17 protein-coding genes and 1 tRNA gene are annotated in these 20,116 nt (G+C 32.3%); 6 read left to right on the top strand and 12 right to left on the bottom strand.

The features are described 5' to 3' along the window. Positions 1-79 precede the first annotated feature (79 nt). Positions 80-1,867, bottom strand: a complete 1,788-nt coding sequence (locus tag BLV91_RS14780; protein WP_091434654.1) for an ABC transporter ATP-binding protein — start codon at positions 1,865-1,867, stop codon at positions 80-82. Positions 1,868-2,084: 217 nt separating this feature from the next. Between BLV91_RS14780 and BLV91_RS14775 the strand changes: the two genes are divergently transcribed. Continuing rightward, a tRNA-Val gene (locus BLV91_RS14775) sits at positions 2,085-2,159 on the top strand. A gap of 70 nt (positions 2,160-2,229) precedes the next feature. On the opposite strand, the gene BLV91_RS14770 is transcribed toward BLV91_RS14775, so the two are convergent. Further along, the gene (locus tag BLV91_RS14770) at positions 2,230-3,564 is read right to left on the bottom strand and encodes a sensor histidine kinase (protein WP_091434653.1); all 1,335 of its coding nucleotides are present in this window, start codon (positions 3,562-3,564) and stop codon (positions 2,230-2,232) included. Between the two features lies 1 nt (position 3,565). Beyond that, on the bottom strand, positions 3,566-4,915 hold the full coding sequence (locus tag BLV91_RS14765; RefSeq protein ID WP_091434651.1) for a sigma-54-dependent transcriptional regulator: 1,350 nt from the start codon (positions 4,913-4,915) through the stop codon (positions 3,566-3,568). 140 nt (positions 4,916-5,055) lie between these two features. On the opposite strand from BLV91_RS14765, the gene BLV91_RS14760 reads away from it, so the two are divergent. From BLV91_RS14760 to BLV91_RS14745, 4 genes are read left to right on the top strand one after another with little or no spacing between them, the layout of a single operon-like run. Next, positions 5,056-6,294, top strand: a complete 1,239-nt coding sequence (locus BLV91_RS14760; RefSeq protein ID WP_091434649.1) for an efflux RND transporter periplasmic adaptor subunit — start codon at positions 5,056-5,058, stop codon at positions 6,292-6,294. Between the two features lie 24 nt (positions 6,295-6,318). Continuing rightward, positions 6,319-7,023 (top strand): ABC transporter ATP-binding protein, encoded by a 705-nt coding sequence (locus tag BLV91_RS14755; RefSeq protein WP_091434648.1) that lies wholly within the window; start codon positions 6,319-6,321, stop codon positions 7,021-7,023. Between the two features lie 13 nt (positions 7,024-7,036). After that, the gene (locus BLV91_RS14750; protein ID WP_091434646.1) at positions 7,037-9,454 is read left to right on the top strand and encodes an ABC transporter permease; all 2,418 of its coding nucleotides are present in this window, start codon (positions 7,037-7,039) and stop codon (positions 9,452-9,454) included. Then, positions 9,447-10,751 (top strand): TolC family protein, encoded by a 1,305-nt coding sequence (locus tag BLV91_RS14745; RefSeq protein ID WP_091434645.1) that lies wholly within the window; start codon positions 9,447-9,449, stop codon positions 10,749-10,751. The genes BLV91_RS14750 and BLV91_RS14745 overlap by 8 nt, the downstream gene beginning before the upstream one ends. A gap of 146 nt (positions 10,752-10,897) precedes the next feature. Here BLV91_RS14745 and BLV91_RS14740 read toward each other — a convergent pair whose 3' ends face one another. Both BLV91_RS14740 and BLV91_RS17305 read right to left on the bottom strand, forming a co-directional pair. Beyond that, the gene (locus BLV91_RS14740; RefSeq protein ID WP_091434642.1) at positions 10,898-13,066 is read right to left on the bottom strand and encodes a TonB-dependent receptor; all 2,169 of its coding nucleotides are present in this window, start codon (positions 13,064-13,066) and stop codon (positions 10,898-10,900) included. Between the two features lie 75 nt (positions 13,067-13,141). Then, complete coding sequence (locus BLV91_RS17305) at positions 13,142-13,465, bottom strand: DUF6660 family protein (RefSeq protein WP_091434640.1); 324 nt, start codon at positions 13,463-13,465, stop codon at positions 13,142-13,144. A gap of 174 nt (positions 13,466-13,639) precedes the next feature. Between BLV91_RS17305 and BLV91_RS14730 the strand changes: the two genes are divergently transcribed. Beyond that, positions 13,640-14,557 carry a bestrophin family protein gene (locus tag BLV91_RS14730; protein WP_091434638.1) on the top strand — a complete coding sequence of 306 codons (918 nt, stop codon included), beginning with the start codon at positions 13,640-13,642 and terminating at the stop codon, positions 14,555-14,557. Here the strand turns inward: BLV91_RS14730 and BLV91_RS14725 are convergent. The 7 genes from BLV91_RS14725 to BLV91_RS14695 form a co-directional block, all read right to left on the bottom strand. Next, positions 14,554-15,486 carry a transglutaminase domain-containing protein gene (locus tag BLV91_RS14725; RefSeq protein ID WP_091434635.1) on the bottom strand — a complete coding sequence of 311 codons (933 nt, stop codon included), beginning with the start codon at positions 15,484-15,486 and terminating at the stop codon, positions 14,554-14,556. The two genes, BLV91_RS14730 and BLV91_RS14725, sit on opposite strands and share 4 nt — an antisense overlap. Positions 15,487-15,508: 22 nt before the next feature. Beyond that, positions 15,509-16,360 (bottom strand): substrate-binding domain-containing protein, encoded by an 852-nt coding sequence (locus BLV91_RS14720; protein WP_091434634.1) that lies wholly within the window; start codon positions 16,358-16,360, stop codon positions 15,509-15,511. Further along, complete coding sequence (locus tag BLV91_RS14715) at positions 16,357-16,893, bottom strand: GNAT family N-acetyltransferase (protein WP_091434632.1); 537 nt, start codon at positions 16,891-16,893, stop codon at positions 16,357-16,359. The genes BLV91_RS14720 and BLV91_RS14715 overlap by 4 nt, the downstream gene beginning before the upstream one ends. 118 nt (positions 16,894-17,011) lie before the next feature. Further along, positions 17,012-17,884 carry a nucleoside phosphorylase gene (locus BLV91_RS14710; RefSeq protein WP_091434629.1) on the bottom strand — a complete coding sequence of 291 codons (873 nt, stop codon included), beginning with the start codon at positions 17,882-17,884 and terminating at the stop codon, positions 17,012-17,014. 85 nt (positions 17,885-17,969) lie between these two features. Then, positions 17,970-18,299, bottom strand: coding sequence for a translation initiation factor (locus tag BLV91_RS14705; RefSeq protein WP_091434627.1), 330 nt, complete (start codon positions 18,297-18,299; stop codon positions 17,970-17,972). A 210-nt stretch (positions 18,300-18,509) separates the two neighbouring features. After that, the gene (locus BLV91_RS14700) at positions 18,510-18,893 is read right to left on the bottom strand and encodes a GxxExxY protein (protein WP_091434625.1); all 384 of its coding nucleotides are present in this window, start codon (positions 18,891-18,893) and stop codon (positions 18,510-18,512) included. A 212-nt stretch (positions 18,894-19,105) separates the two neighbouring features. Beyond that, complete coding sequence (locus tag BLV91_RS14695) at positions 19,106-20,056, bottom strand: isopenicillin N synthase family dioxygenase (RefSeq protein ID WP_091434708.1); 951 nt, start codon at positions 20,054-20,056, stop codon at positions 19,106-19,108. Between the last annotated feature and the right edge of the window lie 60 nt (positions 20,057-20,116).

Raw genomic sequence — 20,116 nt, 5'->3', positions numbered from 1 at the left:
AGACTTACTTCAATTTTAAATAAAAAAAAACTCCAATTATACTAATTGGAGTTTTTTTGTGGGATATTTATTCTAAAGTTTAAGAGTTACTAAACTGTAGATTACTTAAGTTTTTATAAATCCCGTTCTCTAAGATTATTAATTCTTGATGTGTTCCTTGTTCAGAAATGACACCATTATCAAGTACTAAAATTTGATCTGCACTACGAATAGTAGATAAACGGTGTGCGATGATGATACTCGTTCTTCCTTCCATTAGAATTTCTAAAGCTTCCTGAACTAATTTTTCACTTTCGCTGTCTAATGATGACGTTGCCTCATCAAGAATTAAAATACTCGGGTTTTTTAAAAGCGCACGAGCTATGGCGATACGTTGTCTTTGTCCTCCGGAAAGCTTGATTCCTCTTTCTCCAACAATGGTTTCGAATTTTTCTGGGAAACCTTCGATGAAATTAAAGGCATTAGCTTGTTTTGCAGCTAGAAGAATCTCTTCTTCAGTTGCATCGGGTTTTCCGTAAGCAATATTTTCCTTGATAGTTCCACCAAATAAAATCACATCTTGGGGAACAATACTCATATTTCCTCTGAGGGTTTCCAAGTCAAAATCATAAATATTTTTTCCGTCGACCAAGATTTCTCCACTATCAATATCATAAAAACGAAGTAGAAGGGAAGCAACAGTTGACTTTCCTGTTCCACTAGGGCCTACAATCGCTATTTTTTGACCAAAGTTTGCCGTAAAATTCACGTCTTTCAATACTTTTATCTCTTTTCTGGAAGGATAGCTGAAAGCTACATTTTTGAAAGTTACATTTCCTTTTATCTTTTCAATTGGTGCTGTGTTCTGTTCTGATTTGATCTTTTCAGGAGTTTCGTCCAATAATTCAAAAACACGTTCGGTTGCTCCAATAGCTTTTTGGATTTGGGCATACAATTCAGCGATTCCACCAAATGAGGCTCCTACAAAAGTAGAGTAAAGGACAAACGAGATTAATTGTCCCACGCTCATTTCGCCACTAATGCTTAATCGAACACCAAACCAAACTACGGCAACAATGGCTCCAAAAAGACAGAAAATGATAAAGGAAGCAAAGTACCCTCTATATTTTCCTCCTTTAATAGCAATTTTAACCACTTCTTTTATTTTTCCATCATAACGGGCGATTTCGTACCATTCATTGGCGAAAGCCTTAACAATACTGATTCCTTGCATAGTTTCTTCAACAATTACCTGACTTTCGGCAACCTGATCCTGAACATTTTTCGAATATTTTCGAATGAATCGGCCAAAAATAACAGCAGCCACAGCAACTAAAGGAACAACTGATAACATTAATAATGTTAGTTTGATACTCTCAGTGGCTAATAGGGCAACTCCACCAATAATTAAGATAAATTGTCTTAAGAACTCTGCGATCGTGGATGTTAAAGTATCTTGTATTTGGGTAATATCTGAGCTAATTCTACTGTTTAATTCACCAACGCGTTTTTGCGAAAAGAAAGTCATAGGAAGCTTAACCAGATTACTGTATAATGATAGTCTAAGGTTAGCTAAAGTATGTTCGGTGAAATTGATAAATAAGGATAGCCTAAAAAACGAAAAAATCGATTGCATAAAAAGTATACCAATCAATAATAAGGCAATATTGTTGGCTTGGCCGTTATCTTTATTCTTAACACAGTCAATTAACATTCCCATTAATTTAGGAAATGCTAAAGCAGTTGCACCAGTAAGCAATAAGAATAATAGGCCTACATAAAATTTCCAACGGTGATTCCCCGCATATTGAAATATTAGCGTTGCTTTACTGAGTGAAGTTGCTGTAATTTTTGATTTTGGTAAATCATTTTCTTTGAACCTTGCCATTATATCTTGTTTATATCGCAAATGTAATACTATAGGGATTCATTACAAAAAAATAGTATTCCTATAAAAAAGGATTAATCCGTTGTAACAGAGTATGAAAGGATTTAGCAGTGATTTTTTATTGATTTTTTTTTAAATTATTCTTGTAAATACCAATTCTAGGTGTATATTTGCACCAGCAATAAGGGATAACAAAACATCTTTAATTGTTGAAATAGGGCGATTAGCTCAGCTGGTTCAGAGCACCTCGTTTACACCGAGGGGGTCGGGGGTTCGAACCCCTCATCGCCCACAAAACTTCTCAAGAAATTGAGGAGTTTTTTTTTGCTTTAGATTTTTCTAGAAATATTTGGAATAGATCCTTAATCAGTGAGCAGACAAATTACAAACGAAGTTTTTTCAGCCTCTTTTCTGTATACAAGATAGCCACCATGAGACTCAATAATACTTTTGGATAGAGTTAATCCAATTCCGGCACCTTCTTTACGAGTAGTGAAAAACGGCAGGAATATTTTATTTTCAATTTCGGTTTCAATTCCTTTTCCATTATCTGCAATAGTAATAAATGTTCTATTTTCTTTGGCCTCCGCCGAAATAAATACTTTTTTTTGCTCCGTATCATTCAACGCATAAATGCAATTTGTCAGCAAGTTGATTAAGACTTGTTCCATTTGTTGCGAATCAATATTTAGCCAATTATTCATAGAGATCGTATTCGTGACTTCTATGTTTTCTTCTTTAAACAATGGAGACATAATATCTAAACTCCCTTTAAGTAGTTTTTGAAGTGTTACTTTTTCTTTTTTGGGAGATGGTAACATGGCTAATTTACGGTAGCTTTCTATGAATTGCTGTAAATGATCGCTTCTACGCAACATTGTAGCGACACTGTTTTTCATATCATCGCGGTCTTCTTGAGAAATAGTTTCCTGTTGAACTAAATCCTGTAAATTCTGAGAAAGTGACCGAATGGGAGTAATCGAATTTAAAAGCTCATGTGAAATAACTTTCATTAAATTACCCCAAGCTTCCTTTTCTTTTTTCTCCACAACATTTTGAATTGAATCGAGCACAATAATAAAAAAATCCTGATTGTAAACTTGACTTCTAGAAGTTTGTAAAACAAAAGTTTGTGTATCTTGATGGTTCACACGAATTTCTAATGAAGTTTTGATTTCTTGAAATTTTTCTTCTTCAATAATTGCACATAAGGAGTGTAATTGATTTTTCAGATATTTCCATTTACTCACTTTTGGAACATCAAAATGTTTGGAAAAATAATCATTCATTAAAAAAATGTTCCAATCATTCTCTTCTTTTTGAAGAATTATAATTCCTGTTTCAATATTGTTTAAAATAGAACGGTAAATAATGTCTTTTGAAACCTCTTCGTTTTGTTTGTTTTTAAGATTTTCATACAATTTGAATAAGTTGGAATAGTTTTTATATAACTTATGCTTTGAAAAATCAGAGGTGAAATCATTTTGCAAAATAGAGGTAATGGTTCTGTCGTAAATTAAAAATGCTTTTTTGAGATAAAAATAAATTTCTATAACTAGAAGTAGGATTATAAGAAATGCAAATACAGTTGTAAAAATCAATTCATTTTGAAGTAGCCAAATTAAAATTCCCGCATTCACAAGAATAAGTAATATGCGAAGAAATAAAAGTTGGTATATTTTTAAGGCTTTAAACATCTTAATTGGGAGTAATGTTGTGTTTTTCTAAGCGACGATACAATGAAGCCCTTGATAAACCCAATTCATCCGCCGTTTTAGTAATATTATTGTTGTTTTTTAAAAGTGCCTTTTCAACAGTTGTTTTTTCGATTGACGAAAGTTGAATGTCTTCTGGGTTTTCTTTGTATTTTGTAATTTCTTCTAAATCTAAGTCAGAAGGATTAATATGATTGTTTTCACAAAGAATCACAGCACGTTCTATCCTGTTTTCCATTTCCCGAATGTTCCCATTCCAAGCATGTTTTTCAAATTGTTCTAATACTTTTTCGTCAAAAGTGATTTCGTCTCTACCATATTTGACTATCATTTTTTGCAAAAGATATTCGGCTAACGGAATTTTATCTTCATCGCGATCTCTCAATGGAGGTAATACAATTTCCATGGTGTTGATTCGATAATACAAATCCTCCCTAAAGTTTTTGTCGGCGACTTCTTGTTTCAAATCTAAGTTGGTGGCTGAAATAATACGCACATTCAAAGCTCTCGCTTTCGATTCTCCCAATCGGGTTACGGTTTTAGTTTGGATTACCTGCAAGAGTTTAGACTGCAAATGCAAAGGAACATTCCCTATTTCATCCAAAAAAATCGTTCCGTTTTCAGCCATTTCAAAACGTCCTGGAGTATCAATTTTGGCATCCGTAAAAGCACCTTTAGCGTAGCCAAACAATTCACTTTCAAAAATATTAGAATTTAATGAACCTAAATCAACATGTATAAAAGGATTGTTTTTTCGTTCAGAATGACTGTAAATATGGTGTGCTAACACAAATTTTCCTGTTCCATTTTCTCCTAAAATTAATACGTTAGCATCTGTTTTAGCTACTTTATCAGCTACCGAATATACTTTTTTAATAACTTCAGAAGTACCTAAGAAATAATCATTGTAGACAGGAATATTGACTTTTTTCTTTTTTTCTTTTCGAGATTTATCAACGGCTAGTTTAACAACTTCAAGTAATTTATGATTTTCCCAAGGTTTTAAAATATAATCAAAAGCACCTGATTTTAATCCTTCCACAGCAGTTTCTACTTTACCAAAAGCCGTCATCAAAATAACGACTGTTTTTGGCGAAAGCATTTTTATTTCATTTAATAAATACAAACCCTCTTTGCCTTCTTCAAATCCTATTCGGTAATTCATGTCGAGCAAAACCACATCGATATCATTATTTGCTAATAATTCAACCACATTTTTTGGATTACTGAGTGTATAAATGTTTTCAAAATACTTTTTTAGAAGCATTTTTGAGGCGAAAAGTATATCTTCTTGATCGTCTATTACTAAAATAGAGGCGTTGGTCTTTTTCATTAGTGTGCGGTTTCGGACAAAAGCTGTTCAATAGTGAACATCTTTAAAATTTCATTGAAATTAAAAACTTAAAAATAAGGTGGTTACACTATTTAATTTATTGGCATGAAAATCCCAATAGGTTTATCAAATCAGTAACTATGGACACCATAATCAAACGTAAAACTAACAAAAATAAGTATCTTTTAATCGCATTACCTATTATCTTACTTTTTGGTTTTTTCATTTTTACTTCTGTAACCAAGAAAAGAAGCCTTACAATAAAAGCATCCGAAATTACAATCAAGACAGTTGAAAATGATTTTTTTGAAGATTTTATGGCTTTTCAAGCAAGAGCGGTTCCGTTAAACTCCATGTTCATTAATATCATTGAAGGCGGAGCTGTTCAGGAAATATTTGTCGAAAATGGAGATAAAGTTATAAAAGGGCAGCCTTTGGCAAGATTGTATAATCCTAATTCAGAACTTGCTTATATGCAGCAGGAAACGGCTATTATAGAGCAAATCAATAATTTAAATAAAGCGAAACTTGATCTGAGAAACCAAGAGTTGAATTTAGCGAAAGATTTGATTTCGATTGAACATGATTATTTGGATGCTAAAAATTTATATGTCTTGAATACCAAGCTTTTTGAAGAGGAAATTCTGTCTAAAAATGAATGGGAGAAAACAAAAGAAAATTATCGTTTTCAAAAGGAACGCATGAATATTATTCAGCAAAGTGTTAAAAAGGAAAAACAGGCAAATCAAATTCAAATACAGCAACTTAACCAATCCATAACCATAATGGATAAAAGTCTCGGGATCCTCAGAACGAATAAGAAAAATTTTTTAATCGCTGCGCCCCTTGCAGGAAGGCTATCTTCGTTTGAACCAATCCTCGGAAAAACCTATGCGCAAAATACAAGTATTGGAACTATTGATGACAGGAAAGGATACAAATTAGTGGCAGATTTAGATGAGTTTTATTTAGCTAGAATTGCTGTAGGACAGAAAGGAACGGTAGATTTTGTCAATAAGATTATTGAAGTCCAAATAACTAAATTGAATCCCGAAATTAAAAACGGGAGGTTTCAAGTGGAATTAGATTTTGTTTCCCTTAAAAAATTAGATTTAAGACAAGGATTGAGTTTTGGGGTAAAATTAAATCTGTCAGAAAAAACAAAAACAAAAGTACTTTCAAAAGGAAGTTTTTATGGAGAGACCAATGGAAAATGGATTTTTGTTGTCAAGGGAAACAAAGCAGAAAAAAGAGCTATTAAATTGGGAAGAGAAAATCCGCTATATTACGAAGTTTTGAGCGGATTGAATTCGAATGAGAAAGTGATTACTTCTTCTTATAAAGATTATAATGAAATCGAAATATTAGACATAGAATAACATCAAATTTTTAAAACTACAATTATGATAAAAATTAAAAACCTTTCAAGAGTATTCAGAACGGAGGAAGTGGAAACTAAAGCTTTGAGCGAGATTTCGTTAAGTATCAAGCAAGGTGATTTTGTTTCGATCATGGGGCCTTCAGGATGCGGAAAGTCGACCTTGTTGAATATAGTAGGATTGTTGGACAGCGCCTCTAGCGGAAGTTTTCAATTATTGAATCAAGAAATGATTGGTTTGAAAGGAAAAGAAAAATCAAAAGCGAGAAAAGAAAATATTGGTTTTATTTTTCAGAATTTCAACTTAATTGATGAATTATCAGTATATGACAATATCGAGTTGCCATTGATTTACAATAAAGTTTCTTCGGAGGAGAGAAAGAAAAAAGTAATAGCAATCGCAGATAAATTAGGTATTTCATACCGATTGAAACATTATCCACAGCAACTTTCCGGAGGGCAACAACAACGCGTCGCCGTTGCCAGAGCCTTAATCAACGATCCTAAGATTATCCTTGCTGATGAACCTACAGGAAATTTAGATAGTAAAAACGGCAATGAAGTAATGGAGCTTTTGACTGACTTACATGTCAATGGAGCCACGATTCTGATGGTTACTCATTCGGATTATGATGCCTCCTTTTCTCAAAAAACTATTTTGATGAAAGATGGAATGATACTTTCCGAAAAAATGAATAATCAAAATATTGATATTTTAATAAGTCAATAAATCCTAAAAAAAAATGCTGAAAAATTGGACAAATATTTTTTTATACCACATTAAAAACAACAAGCTTTTTTCGGCTTTAAATGTTTTTGGATTGGCGATTGGAATTGCAGGATTGATTTTTGCCTTATTGTATTGGAATGACGAGCAAAGTTATGACGCTTGGAATCCTGAAAAGGAAAAGGTACATCAAGTATTAGTACAGTTAACTGGAATGCCCGTTTTTTCAGATTGTGCTTTATTCCTAAAACCTATTTTAGATAAAGATGCTAATATTGAAAATGTAGTTTATGCTGACAGCTGGTATCAAAAGGATAAAATTACCTACAAAGGCAAGAAAGAAATAGTTGATAAAATTATTAATGTTGAAGCTGATTTCTTTACTCTTTTTCCATTTGAAATGATTCAGGGAGATGATGTTTCGGCATTAAAAGATGATTCAAGTGCTGCTATTTCAGATGTTATTGCCAAACGAGTTTTTGGTGATGAAAACCCAATTGGAAAACAAATAATATGTTTGGATCAAATGTTTGTAGTACGCGCTGTGTATCATATTCCAGGGAATTCTTCAATTGCTCCAGATGTTGTAATGAATAAAATGAAAGAGTGGACGAGTGGGAATATGACATCTCCTTTTGTCCTTAAATTACTTTTAAAAGTAAAAGATCCGTCAAAAATTGAGAATACTAGAAAGAGCTTGGGAAATTTATACAATATTGATTTTGTTAAAAGAAATGCTAAGGAAGAAGGTTTTACTTACGAAGAAATGGCCAGTAAAATAGGTCATTTTAATGTAGCTATAGAGCCACTTTCAAAAGCGAGATTACATTCTATTGCAGATGGATATCCTGAAGGCAGAGGGAATTATCAGTTTTTGTTGATTATGGTCGGCTTATCTGTTTTAATACTCATTCTTTCGATTGTAAATTATATCAATTTGGCTACAGCTAATGCAGTTAAACGTGCTAAAGAAGTTGGTGTTCGTAAAGTTGTGGGTGCTTCAAAAAATACTATTGTTATTCAATTTATTTTTGAAACTGCTCTAATAAGTTTGTTTTCGATTTTACTAGCATTGGTTATTGTTGAGTTGACTTTGCCGTATTACAATGATTTTTTAAATAAGAGTTTACGAATAATTGGCAGTCAGTTTTATCTGCAATTAATTCTAATTTTCAGTATTACAGTTTTGGTGGCAGGAATACTTCCAGCGGTTTATGTTGCTAATTTCGAAACTTTAAAAGTTCTGAAAGGCAATTTTGGAAGAAGTAAAAACGGAATCTGGTTGCGTAACGGAATGTTGATTTTCCAGTTTACAGTGGCTACTTTCTTTATTGTTGGTTCTTATATTGTGTATCAGCAAATCGATTATCTAACCAATAAAGATTTAGGTTTTAAAGGAGATCAAGTGATTGAAATTAATTTGGATTTTCCTAATTCGGATTATGAAGTGGAAAGCGTAGGGCAAAATATTTACAACAAATACAGTACAATAAAACAAGAGCTGGCTAAAATAAAAGGGGTAGAACAAGCTTCCACAGGATTGATTTCATTTGATGGTTCAGATGATTCTTTAGGAGGTGTATTGTATAATGATGAACTTTTTAAAGCACGAACAATTGCAGTTGATTTTGGTATGTTCGAAATGATGAAAATAGAAGTAGTTAAAGGAAGGTCTCTTTGTCAGAAATATGCTTCGGATACTATTACTTCTGTGGTGATTAATGAAACAGCACAAAAGTTGATGAATATGAAAGAGCCTATAGGAAAAGAACTAATTATCAAACAAAGAAAATTAAAAATCATAGGAGTTGTTAAAGATTTTAATTTATTAAGTCCTGAAGTAGCGGTGTCAGGGATGTATTTCTATCATCTTAAAACGGTAGATATTGCTCAAAATATCAATAAGGTTTTCGTAAAACTAAAATCGGATAATATTGAAAATACGATTGCTGATATCGAAAAGTTATGGGTAAAAGCAGATAATGAATATACTTTTAAATATGATTTTGTAGATAAACAATACGCGAGAACCTATGAATCGTATGTAAAGCAAAAGAATCTATTTTCATCATTGAATGTAGTGGTTATTTTAATCGCTCTATTCGGATTGTTTGCCTTGGCTTCTTTTTCGATACAAAGTCGGATGAAAGAAATTGCTATTCGAAAAACGCTTGGTGCCGAAACGAATAATTTGTTAAAAGAATTATCAAAACAGTACATTATGTATTGCATCATCGGTTTTCTACTTGCAGTATTTCCGGTGTATTATTTATTGAATAAATGGCTTGAAAATTTTGCCTTTAGAATCGATGTCACTGTATATCCATTTATTTTTGGATTCCTAATTCTATTGGTTTTAACGCTAATCATTGTGCTGTCTAGAGCATATCAGGCAACTAAAACAGATGTTTTGAAATATTTAAAATATGAATAGAAAAAGAGTATTAACAGTTGTATTTTTAGCATTTTGTACTTTTGCAAGCGGTCAGGAAGTTTCTTGGTCGCTTATAAAATGCTTTGAAACGGCTTTGCAGAATAATATTGAAATAAAAATTAGACAGTTAGAAATAAAAAAAACTCTGAAGTCACAAAACTCTATTTTAAATAGAATGTTACCCACTGTAAGTTTATATGGAGAGCAACAGTATAGTTTCGGTTCTACCATTGATCCATCAACTAATGGAAGAGTAAGTTCAAACATTCAGAATGATAATTTTTATATCAATACAAGAACAAATTTGATTGATTTTAGTGCTTTTGCAAATGCTCAAAAAGATAAAATTAGTATTGAAATTGCTAAAGCAGAAAAAGAAGTCATTGAAAATGAATATAAATTGCAGCTTTTAGAAAGTTATTATCAGACGCTTTATACGCAGGAATTAATAAAAATTCAGAAAGAACAATTGAAACAAGCTACTTTTAATTTAGACCGAATTTCTAAAGAAGTTGCCATTGGAAGTAAACCCCAAAGTGATTTATACGATATGCAATTGAGCTTTTCAGAAGAGGAAAATAGCTATTTAGAAACACAACAACTCTACGGCATACAGAAAACACAATTGTTTCAGTTGATAAATGTTTCGAATGTTGAAACGGATGCAGTTATTCTAGAAATTTATTTTGATGAAAATAATGTGGATAACATTAAAAAAACTCATTCTAATCCAAAAAAAAAACTTGCTGAATTTCAATATCAAAATAGTCTGAAAACCATTCATTTAGAGAGAGCTAATAATTTACCAGTATTATCAGCCTATTATGGGTATTCGACCTTTTATTATAAAAATATAAAAGAAGCAAGCGATTTCTCTGATTCTTTTTCAACTCAATTATCTGATAATAAAAATCAGGAGGTAGGAATGCAGTTGATGATTCCTGTTTTTAATGGATTTAGAAATAACAAAAAAATAATTGCTTCAAAAATTGAAAGTGAGAAAGCAAAACTAGTTATTAATCAGGAAAAACAAGAGTTGGATAAACAAGTTGTGTTAGAGGAACAAAACAAAAAAAATTATTTGCTTCTTCAAGAAAAATTAAATGACAGACTAAGCTATGCTAAGGCTTCTTTTAATACTATGCAGGCAAAGTTTACTAACGGTAGAGTAGAAGCAATTCTCTATTCTTCTGTAAAAAATCAATTTCTTTCTGCAAAATATGATTTGATAAAAAATAGTCTTCAACTGCAATATATAATTCTTAAAATAAATTTGTTACAACATAATAGTTTTTAAAGTAAAGTATTAAGTTTTAAAAGGCTTTCCTATTTGCCCACAGAAAACTCCATTAGATATAATGGAGTTTTTTTATTTTATACTAATGCTGCATCATTTTTTCAGGGATCGATCCCAAAAATATCTGGGTTAATGATTTATAATGTTTAAATTTTTATTTTAATCCCTGCATTTACTACAAAGCCGTCTAATGGCGCATAAATGTCTTTGAAAACAGGATTTGAAAGTGTTCCTGTGTATATACTACCAAATTTGGTTTGTCTAGTATCTGTATAGTTTTCAAAATTGCAATAAACTGAAAAATTCTCCCATAACTTTTCGATCATTAAACCAAAAATCCAGTATTCTCTTGCTGTAGTGCCGTCATTCAATTTTTGTGGACTGTAATAATATCCTTCTAATCCTACTTTCCATTGATCTTCCACTTCATACATTAAAACATTATTTAATCGGTGTTTAGATGTTAATGGGTTTTCAGATTTTACACCAGAATCATTTACCGATGCATCGGTGTAGGTATAACCAAGAAATAATTTGAAATCTTTATGTCCTAATTTTACATTTGTTTCAGTTCCTTTAGTATCTAAATAACCATCAATATTAACGAACTGATAGTCGTCATTAGAAAGAGGAGTTAAAACAAGAGGATTGTCAACATTTGTAAAAAAGAATAACTGATTCACAGTTAGAGATAGATCTTCAGTAATATAAGTCTTATAATTTATATCGAAATTTACCCCATAACTCTTTTCAAGTGTATTGAAATCGCTATCAATAGGACGTACTTTTTGATATTGAATGCGTTCGCTTTCCTCAGTAAATATGGTTGGTGTTTTATAACCCAATCCACCACCAACTCTAGAAGTAAGTTGGTTGTTAATTTTAAATAAAGCAGAAACTCTTGGTAAAAGAGAAAAGCCATAATCAACAACATAATCACCTCTAAGTCCCGTTTCTATATCCAACCAATCATTCGCTTTCACCGTATTTTGAGCAAAAGTACCGTACGTTATTTGATTGTAATCTCTCAAAGGAAAAGCTGTGTTGCCGTCTTCAGTAAAATTATCAGTATATAAGTTCGCTCCTGCAACCCATTCAGAGCTAGCACCATTATAAGAATAGGCAAGTTCAGAAAAAGTACTGTTCTGCAAACCATCAAAAACATAATCTGGAATAGTAACAACACGATTAAAATTGTTAAAGCTGTTTTTGAATATTACGGATTCCTTTTCGTTGAATTTATGAGTAAGAGTAAACTGTGTGCTTATTCTTTGTGTTTTATTCTTTTCAAAATAACTGTTTGGATAACTACTTTGATCTTTGATATAATCAATGTTTCCACCAATTCTATTTTCAAAAACCGTATTTATACCAAAATTAAGATTTGTATTTTCATTAAGGTAGAGAAATAATTTTGGATTAAAATTAAAACGTTCAAACTTGGGGATAGCGGTAAGCTTAATATCCGCAGGGTCATAAGGAGCATTTCTATCATGTGATGCGAAAACTGTCAATCCAACTTTATTGAATCTTTGTGAATAAAACCCGTTAATATCCAGTCCAAGAGCGGAAGTTCCATTTAATAAAAAGCGTAATTCTCTTTCTTCTGTAGGAGTTTTAGAAATAAGATTAACCAAACCAGCAATTGCTCCACCACCATATAAGGTAGATGCGGATCCTTTAATTATCTCCACTTGTTTCAAATCTAAAGGTGGTGTTTGTAGTAACCCCAGCCCGCTTGAAGCGCCAGAAAAAACAGGAAAACCATCTTTTAATATTTGAGTGTATCTTCCGTCTAAACCTTGTATTCTAATAGATGAATTTCCTGAGGTCGCAGATGTTTGCTGTGTTTGTATACCTGTACTTTCATTTAGCATCATACGGATATCACCTGGTTTCATATTAGCTTTTTCTTCCAGTTCTTCTCCAGCAATAAATTCTACTTTGGTGGGAATGTTACTAATACTTCTAGTTCCTCTGGTAGAAGTAATGACAATTTCATCCATTTCCTCGGCTTCACTTTCTAATAAAACTTCTAAAAATTCGCTAGTAAAAGGGATTGTAAATGATGTATTGTGTTTGCTATAACCTTCAATAAAGAAAGATACATTATGAATACCTTCTGGAAGGTTTTCAAAAATAATAGTACCATTCGCATCTGATGTAGATACTAAATTAGTTTGCTCAATTTTAGCCGTCACTGCATTAATGGGCTGATTTGTTTCAGCATCTTTAATAACGATTCTGATTGTATTCTGTGCTTGTGCTGTGCCAATAGTTGCGATTGCCACAATCAATAAAATATATTTAAACATTTAAATTTTCTTAATATTAATAAACATAAGGTGTTTGCCTGATATCAAAATCAAGCAAGTCATAACTGTTTTATATTAAGCGATTTTAGGCGGTTGCCAAATGTTACAAATGAATGAAGAATATACAAATTTATCATATGATAATGGTTGTACTATCTCATCTGTAGAAAAATCTAGTTTTTCACTGAGAGGGGTGAAACTGAAGTTTATTGCGAAACCAATGCAGCTACCACAAGAATAAAATGGAGAACACTTTCCGTTGCAATCATTACCGCAATCGTCAGATTCATTCTCACAGGTTTTCTCTACTGCACATTCTGATTGTTTAGCGTAAGCAGAGCAAGGTACTGTTGAAAGAAACAGCACAATAAACGATAAAATTGTTACCCATATTTTCACAATGCGAATTTAAAAATAATATTTACGATTAACTTATGATGTTACAATTTTCTTTAAATCTTACATAAAATGATTTTCAAGTTGGATACAGTTTAAAATAAATCATAAAGACGATACTTTGTTTTTCTAAGAAAACTTCATTCTTAAACCCTCATAAAGCATTAGATTTGTGTTATGATCACTAAGAAAAAAACAAATTGGTTCAGAATGCTCTTTGAGTGGAATGGATCTGTGCTGCCGCAACTTTTGCCACGTTTATCTATCCTTTTTATTTATTCTCTGTTAGTTGTCTATTTTAGAGAAGATTTACTTAGTTATAATATTTATATTAATCCGGCCATTTTCACTCTTTTTGGAATAGCATTAGCTATATTTTTAGGATTCAGGAATACCGTAAGCTATGATCGATTTTGGGAAGGTAGAAAATTATGGGGTGCCTTATTAAATGATACCCGTTCTTTAGCCAGACAAGCCCATACACTTGTTGAAGGAAGCGATTATAACAAGGAACGAACTCATTTTATTAGCTTGTTGACTGCTTTAGTCCATGCTTTAAAACACCAATTAAGGCAAACAGAGGCCGATGGTGATTTGAAAAGATTACTACTTAATTCAGAGGATGATAAGTTTAGACCTATGGTTTTTAAACCAATCATGATTTTGAAAGACTTAGGTGTTTGGGTTAATAAAGCGAAACTTTCTGGTAGAATAGATTCAATTACTCAAGCTGCTTTTGATGCAAATTTGAATAAAATATCAGATATAATTGGTGGCTGCGAAAGAATTGCAAGCACTCCAATTCCATATACCTACAGCATCTTATTGCATCGTACCGTTTATATTTATTGCTTTTTACTTCCTTTTGGATTTGTAGAGTCAACGGTTTGGGTTACGCCTTTTGTGATTGTTTTTATCGCTTACACTTTTGTCGCTTTAGAAGCGATAGCTGATGAACTCGAAGATCCTTTTGGTACTCAACCTAATGATTTGGCCTTAGAAGCGATGTCAGAAATGATTGAAAATACTTTAGCTGAAATAGATAATAAAACAATAGTAGCAATTCCTCCGCCAAAGAGCTATTACATTATTTAGTTCAATGTTAAGGCACCCAGAATTTCTTCTGACATAAAAGGGCCGCCAGGATATTTTGCAGTATAATCTAAGTTTAGCCATACTTGGCCACGTTCGTCTATATGATAGTGAAGTTGTTTTTTGTAACTTTCATTAATAAACAAAACATTTTTGATCAAATAATTCACCGTTTCCAGATCATTTAGAGATCCTATTAATATTTCGGGATAAATGTGTCCCTTGGTGTGAATTAGTCTTGGAGTTCCGCCAATTGCTCTAACTGCTGCAGCCATTAATATGGAATGGTCGTCGCAATCCCCAGAAAAATATTCTAATGATTCACTGGCAGAAGCAATGTAATCAGTATCTTTTGGATCACTTACATAATTCCAGCGGCTGTTTATTTCTTTAAAAACTGCAAAGCATTGTATGATGGTTCTATAATCAGAATATCCTTTTATGTTTTTGAAATTTTTAGAAGTAGCCATAATAGCAAAATTTCTAACTTTTGGATTTTGATACTCAATAGCACTAAGAATCTTTGATTTATTGGGAAAAGGGAGCAGCTTTGCAATGATTATGTCTTGAGGGAATGGGTTATCAGACATGGTGTAAATCATCGAGTCATAATCTTCATAAACGCTATTGAACCCATAATTCCCAGAAGCAGTACCATATAACAAAACCAATATATATAAAATACTGCACACAATTATCACTGTACGTAACAGTCTTAATATTAGCTGTATAACTACAATTATTAGTAAAAAAAGAAGGATTCTGTCTATGTTGAAAAACCAATTAAGTTCTATTAAATTTTGATGTGCAATTATAAAAACAGGCACAGCTATTAAAATATTCAGGACAAAAATAATGACATCATCCCAGGGTTTTTTAACCTGAAGTTTTTGTTTTATATTTTGAAAAGAAAATTTTTTACTGTTTATCATAGAAACCAAAAAAATGTAAAAACTAGACTGTTTTTACAATTTCATCAAAAGTACCTTTTTTATCGATGATTTTCAGCTGAAATAACTGATTTTGAACTTTGTTTAACATTTCTTTAGCTAATGGTTTTTGTGACCATTCCGTTAGTGACAACCATTGCTGAATATCCTCAGTTTTTTGGTTAAATTTTGTTGCTAATGTTTTATCAATATTTGGAATATCCTTAAACGTTGCCGTTTTTTTGTTTATTACTTCGAGAATTGTTCTAATAACTTCAGGATGTTGTTCTAAAATCGTATCGCGAACGGCGATTACAAAGCAAGGCCAAGGAGTAGGGCAGTCGCCAACTCTCCTAAAAACTCCTTTGTCGACTAAAGGTTTAGTCATAAAGCGTTCCCACATAAAATAATCAGCAGTACCATTTGTAAGCGCTTCAACAGCACCATCAATTGTATTTATGATTTCGAATTGCAAATCATCAGTTTTCCAGCCTTGATTATCGGCATTTACATACGCCATTAATTGTGACCCAGAACCCAATCTTGAGATAGCCACTTTTGTATTTTCTAAATCAGATGCTGTTTTATATTTAGAATTAGCGGCAACATGAATTCCCCATATTAAAGGAGATTCTACATAAACCTGGACGATCTTACTCTGATTTCCGGCAACGATATCCTTAACAATTCCCTCTGTTAGGATTACAGCTATGTCAGTTTCTCCAGAACGAAGAATTTGACACATTTTACCAGTTCCTTCGGGAACATCTGTCCAGTTTAAATCAATATTTTGAGCTTCAAATTCTTTATTTTCAATGGCTAAATGCCAAGGTAAATTGAAATGTTCTGGTACTCCAGCTATTTTTATTGTTTTCATTTTAAGTAGTCTGTTTTAGTCAATTCTAGCCAAGCGCATGTTGTTCCTTCATCATCAAACTCTGAAATATGCTGCAGTCCTATTTTTTCTAATATTTTCCTAGAACCTTTGTTTTCGATATCAGCATAGGCACATATTTTTTGAATCTTCAGTTGGTTAAAACCATAGTCAAGCCATGCTTTTGCCGCTTCTTGTGCGTATCCTTTGCCCCAATAATCTTCTATGAATCGATATCCAATGTCATAAAAATTAAGACGTTCGTTTACTGGTTCTGTAATGAATTTCAATCCCGCCCAGCCGATAAACTCATTAGTTTCCTTGAGAATTACTGCAAATCGGCCAACTCCGTTTTGAATATATTGTATTAGAATGTTATTGATGTACTCCCTGCTTTCCTCAATGGAGGTGACCGGTTTGTTTCCAAGGTATCGGTGTACATTTGGATTGCTGTCTAACAAAAACATTCCTTCATCGTCAGAAGGAATTAGTTTTCTTAAAATTAATCGTTCGGTTTCAATAGTTCCTATTTTCATTTTATTTAAAATTTTTATAGTGACCAGATTATAGCCCCGATAGCAGTGAAAATCCTTTTTATTTTTCTTTAAAATAAAAAGATTGAAACGTATAGCGGGAAATAGCTCCTAAAGTGCATTATTCCTGTTGAGATAATTTTTCTAAGGTATAAGCAATCAATTCATCCACGGCTTTGTAGGGATCTTCACTGAAAGTACCGTTAGCACGATTGGCGATAATCGCATTCAATGACAAGGCATTGTGTCCTAAAAGTGCCGATAGACCATATATAGCAGCTGTTTCCATCTCTAGATTTGTGATTCGGTTTTCTTCAAATTTGAAATTATCCATTTTGGAATTCAGTTTTTCATCCTGAATATCCAAACGTAAAACACGTCCTTGAGGACCATAAAATCCTCCAGCAGTTGCCGTAATTCCTTTATGCATTTTGTCGCTTTCTATGATTTTTTCTAATTTTTCAGAGCAAGAAATCACATAGGGTTTTCCTTTGCGTAAATCCCAGTTGGTATGCTGTACAAAAGCATCTTCCATTTCGATATTCGAAACCGCATCAATCAAGTAGGAGCGAAGCATATTGTCAAGACCTAAACCAAATTTAGACATCACAAAACTATCTACGGGAATATCGGCGTGCAAAGAGCCTGATGTTCCAATACGGATAATGTTTAAGGAAGTAAGTTTTTCTTTTGGTTGACGAGTTTCTAAGTCGATATTCACTAACGCATCTAGTTCGTTGATTACAATATCAATATTGTCAGGTCCAATTCCTGTTGACATTACGGTAATTCTTTTTCCTTTGAAAATTCCAGTTTGGGTTTTGAATTCTCTTTTTTGAGTCGAAAATTCAATACTGTCAAAGAATTGGGTGATTTTTTCGACACGATTCTGATCTCCTACAAAGATGATATTGTGTGCAACGTGTTCCGGTTTTAGATTTAAGTGGTATACACTTCCGTCTGGATTAAGTATTAATTCTGATGATTGTATCATTTTATTTTAATTGATAGTTAATAATTGACAATGGACAATTGAAAAAAAAATAATTATTAATTATACATTTTCAATTATCAATTGGTTAACCTCCCACTCGTTTTACTTTGAAACCTTTAACTTTAAGTATTTCCATTATTTTATCGCGGTAGTCTCCTTGAATGATAATGGAATCGTCTTTGAAAGTACCGCCAACGCTCAATTTTGTTTTGATTTCTTTAGCCAAAATTTTAAAGTCTTCGTCGGTTCCTTCATAACCTTCGATGATGGTTGTTGCTTTGCCTTTTCTTTTTTCAAATTTGCAAATCATAGGTTCTTTTTGAACGTATAATTCATGGGCAACCTCTTCAGTTTTTTCTACTGGAGCGGGCTCATGATCTGGGAAAAGGTTTTTTAATTGGTCTTGTAAATCCATATTTTATGTTTTAATACTGCTTTTTATGTCAATTAATCGAACGCAGATTACGCGGATTTAAAATGAGAAATCGCGGATTTTTTATTGTTTACTTGTAATTTTGCTTTCTTTTATCGCTTTGTTTAATATGAATATGGTTTTTCATAATAGAACTGAGATCACGCAGATTTAAATCGAGTACTCACTATTTTAAATTGTTTAATTATAAATTTACTTTCTGTTGTTCTGATATATTTTTCTAATAAATTCAGGTTTTTTTCCAAAATTCAAAAGTAAACCAACTTCACAATGAGTAGATTTTAAATAATTTATTAATTGGAACTCATTTGCTTCAATCAGATACTCCTGAGCTTTCAACTCCAAAATTATTAAATCGTTTACTATTATATCTGCAAAGTATTCTCCGACCTCAATTTCTTTATAATAAACTTTTATTTTTTTCTGAGCTTCAACTTTAAAGCCATTTTCCTTAAGTTCATAAAATAATGCATTTTGATATACTCTCTCAAGAAAACCATATCCTAGTTCATTGTAAACATCATAAAAGTGTTTTAAAATAGATTGAGTTATGTCTCGATGTAAAATACTACTCATATATATTTATACTTTTTTGAATATTGAGACATTGTCCTTTTTATTTAATTCTAATAATTTAAGATCAGCGAAAATCAGTTTAAATCAGTGTTATCCGTGTTCCAATTACTTTAAAGCTGAATTGACGTTCTCAGTTATTTCAGTGTTGAACAAAAAGAAAAAAGACATTAAGTAAACTCAATGTCTTTTATTACTAGAAGTAAAATTAGGAATTATTTTTTGATTAATCCTAAATCTACTAAGCGTTCGTATAAATAATCACCAGCAGTAATATCTTCAAATTGTTTTGGATGTTCTGCATCAACGCAGTTCTCTAAACAGTTCAATGGCATATCACTCACAGGGTGCATAAAAAACGGTACTGAATAACGTGAAGTTCCCCATAATTCTCTTGGTGGGTTTACCACTTGGTGAATTGTAGACTTCAATTTGTTGTTCGTATAACGAGATAACATATCACCTACATTAATAACCAACTCATCTGGTTCAGCAATGGCATCAATCCAATCTCCGTTGTGGTTTTGAACCTGAAGTCCTTTTCCTTGAGCTCCCATTAATAAGGTAATCAAGTTGATATCACCATGAGCTGCAGCGCGAATCGCATTTGCAGGTTCTGAAGTAATAGGTGGGTAGTGAATAGGTCTCAAGATTGAATTTCCGTCTTTGGCAAAATCGTCAAAATGGAATTCATCTAAACCTAAACGCAATGCCAAAGCACGCAAGACATAAACACCTGTTTTTTCAAGCATTTGGTACGCTTCCTTACCTACAGCATTAAAGCGAGGTAATTCTTTTACTTCAACATTTTCAGGATACTCTGAAGCGTATTTTGAGTTTTCACTCACATACTGGCCAAAATGCCAAAATTCTTTCAAATCTCCTTCTTTTCTGCCTTTGGCATGTTCTGTTCCAAAAGAAACATAACCTCTCTGACCTCCAATACCTGGAATTTCATAGCTGTGTTTTGTTTCTAGAGGTAAAGCGAAAAAATTTCTTATTTCACCATACAGTTCATTTACCAATTTGTCATCTAAAAAATGACCTTTTAATGCTACGAAGCCAATATCTTCAAATGCACTTCCGATTTCATTTACAAATTTTTGTTTACGTTTCGGGTCGTCCGAAAGGAAATCACGCAAGTCAACACTAGGAATGTTTTGCATACTATACATATTTTTTAATAACTTAGAAGGCCTTAAGAGCCTTCCAATCACAAAGGTATT

It is taken from the genome of Flavobacterium degerlachei (assembly GCF_900106645.1).
Classification (GTDB): domain Bacteria; phylum Bacteroidota; class Bacteroidia; order Flavobacteriales; family Flavobacteriaceae; genus Flavobacterium; species Flavobacterium degerlachei.
The sequence above is the reverse complement of the archived record's forward strand: the minus strand, read 5'-3'. Positions and strand labels throughout refer to the sequence as shown.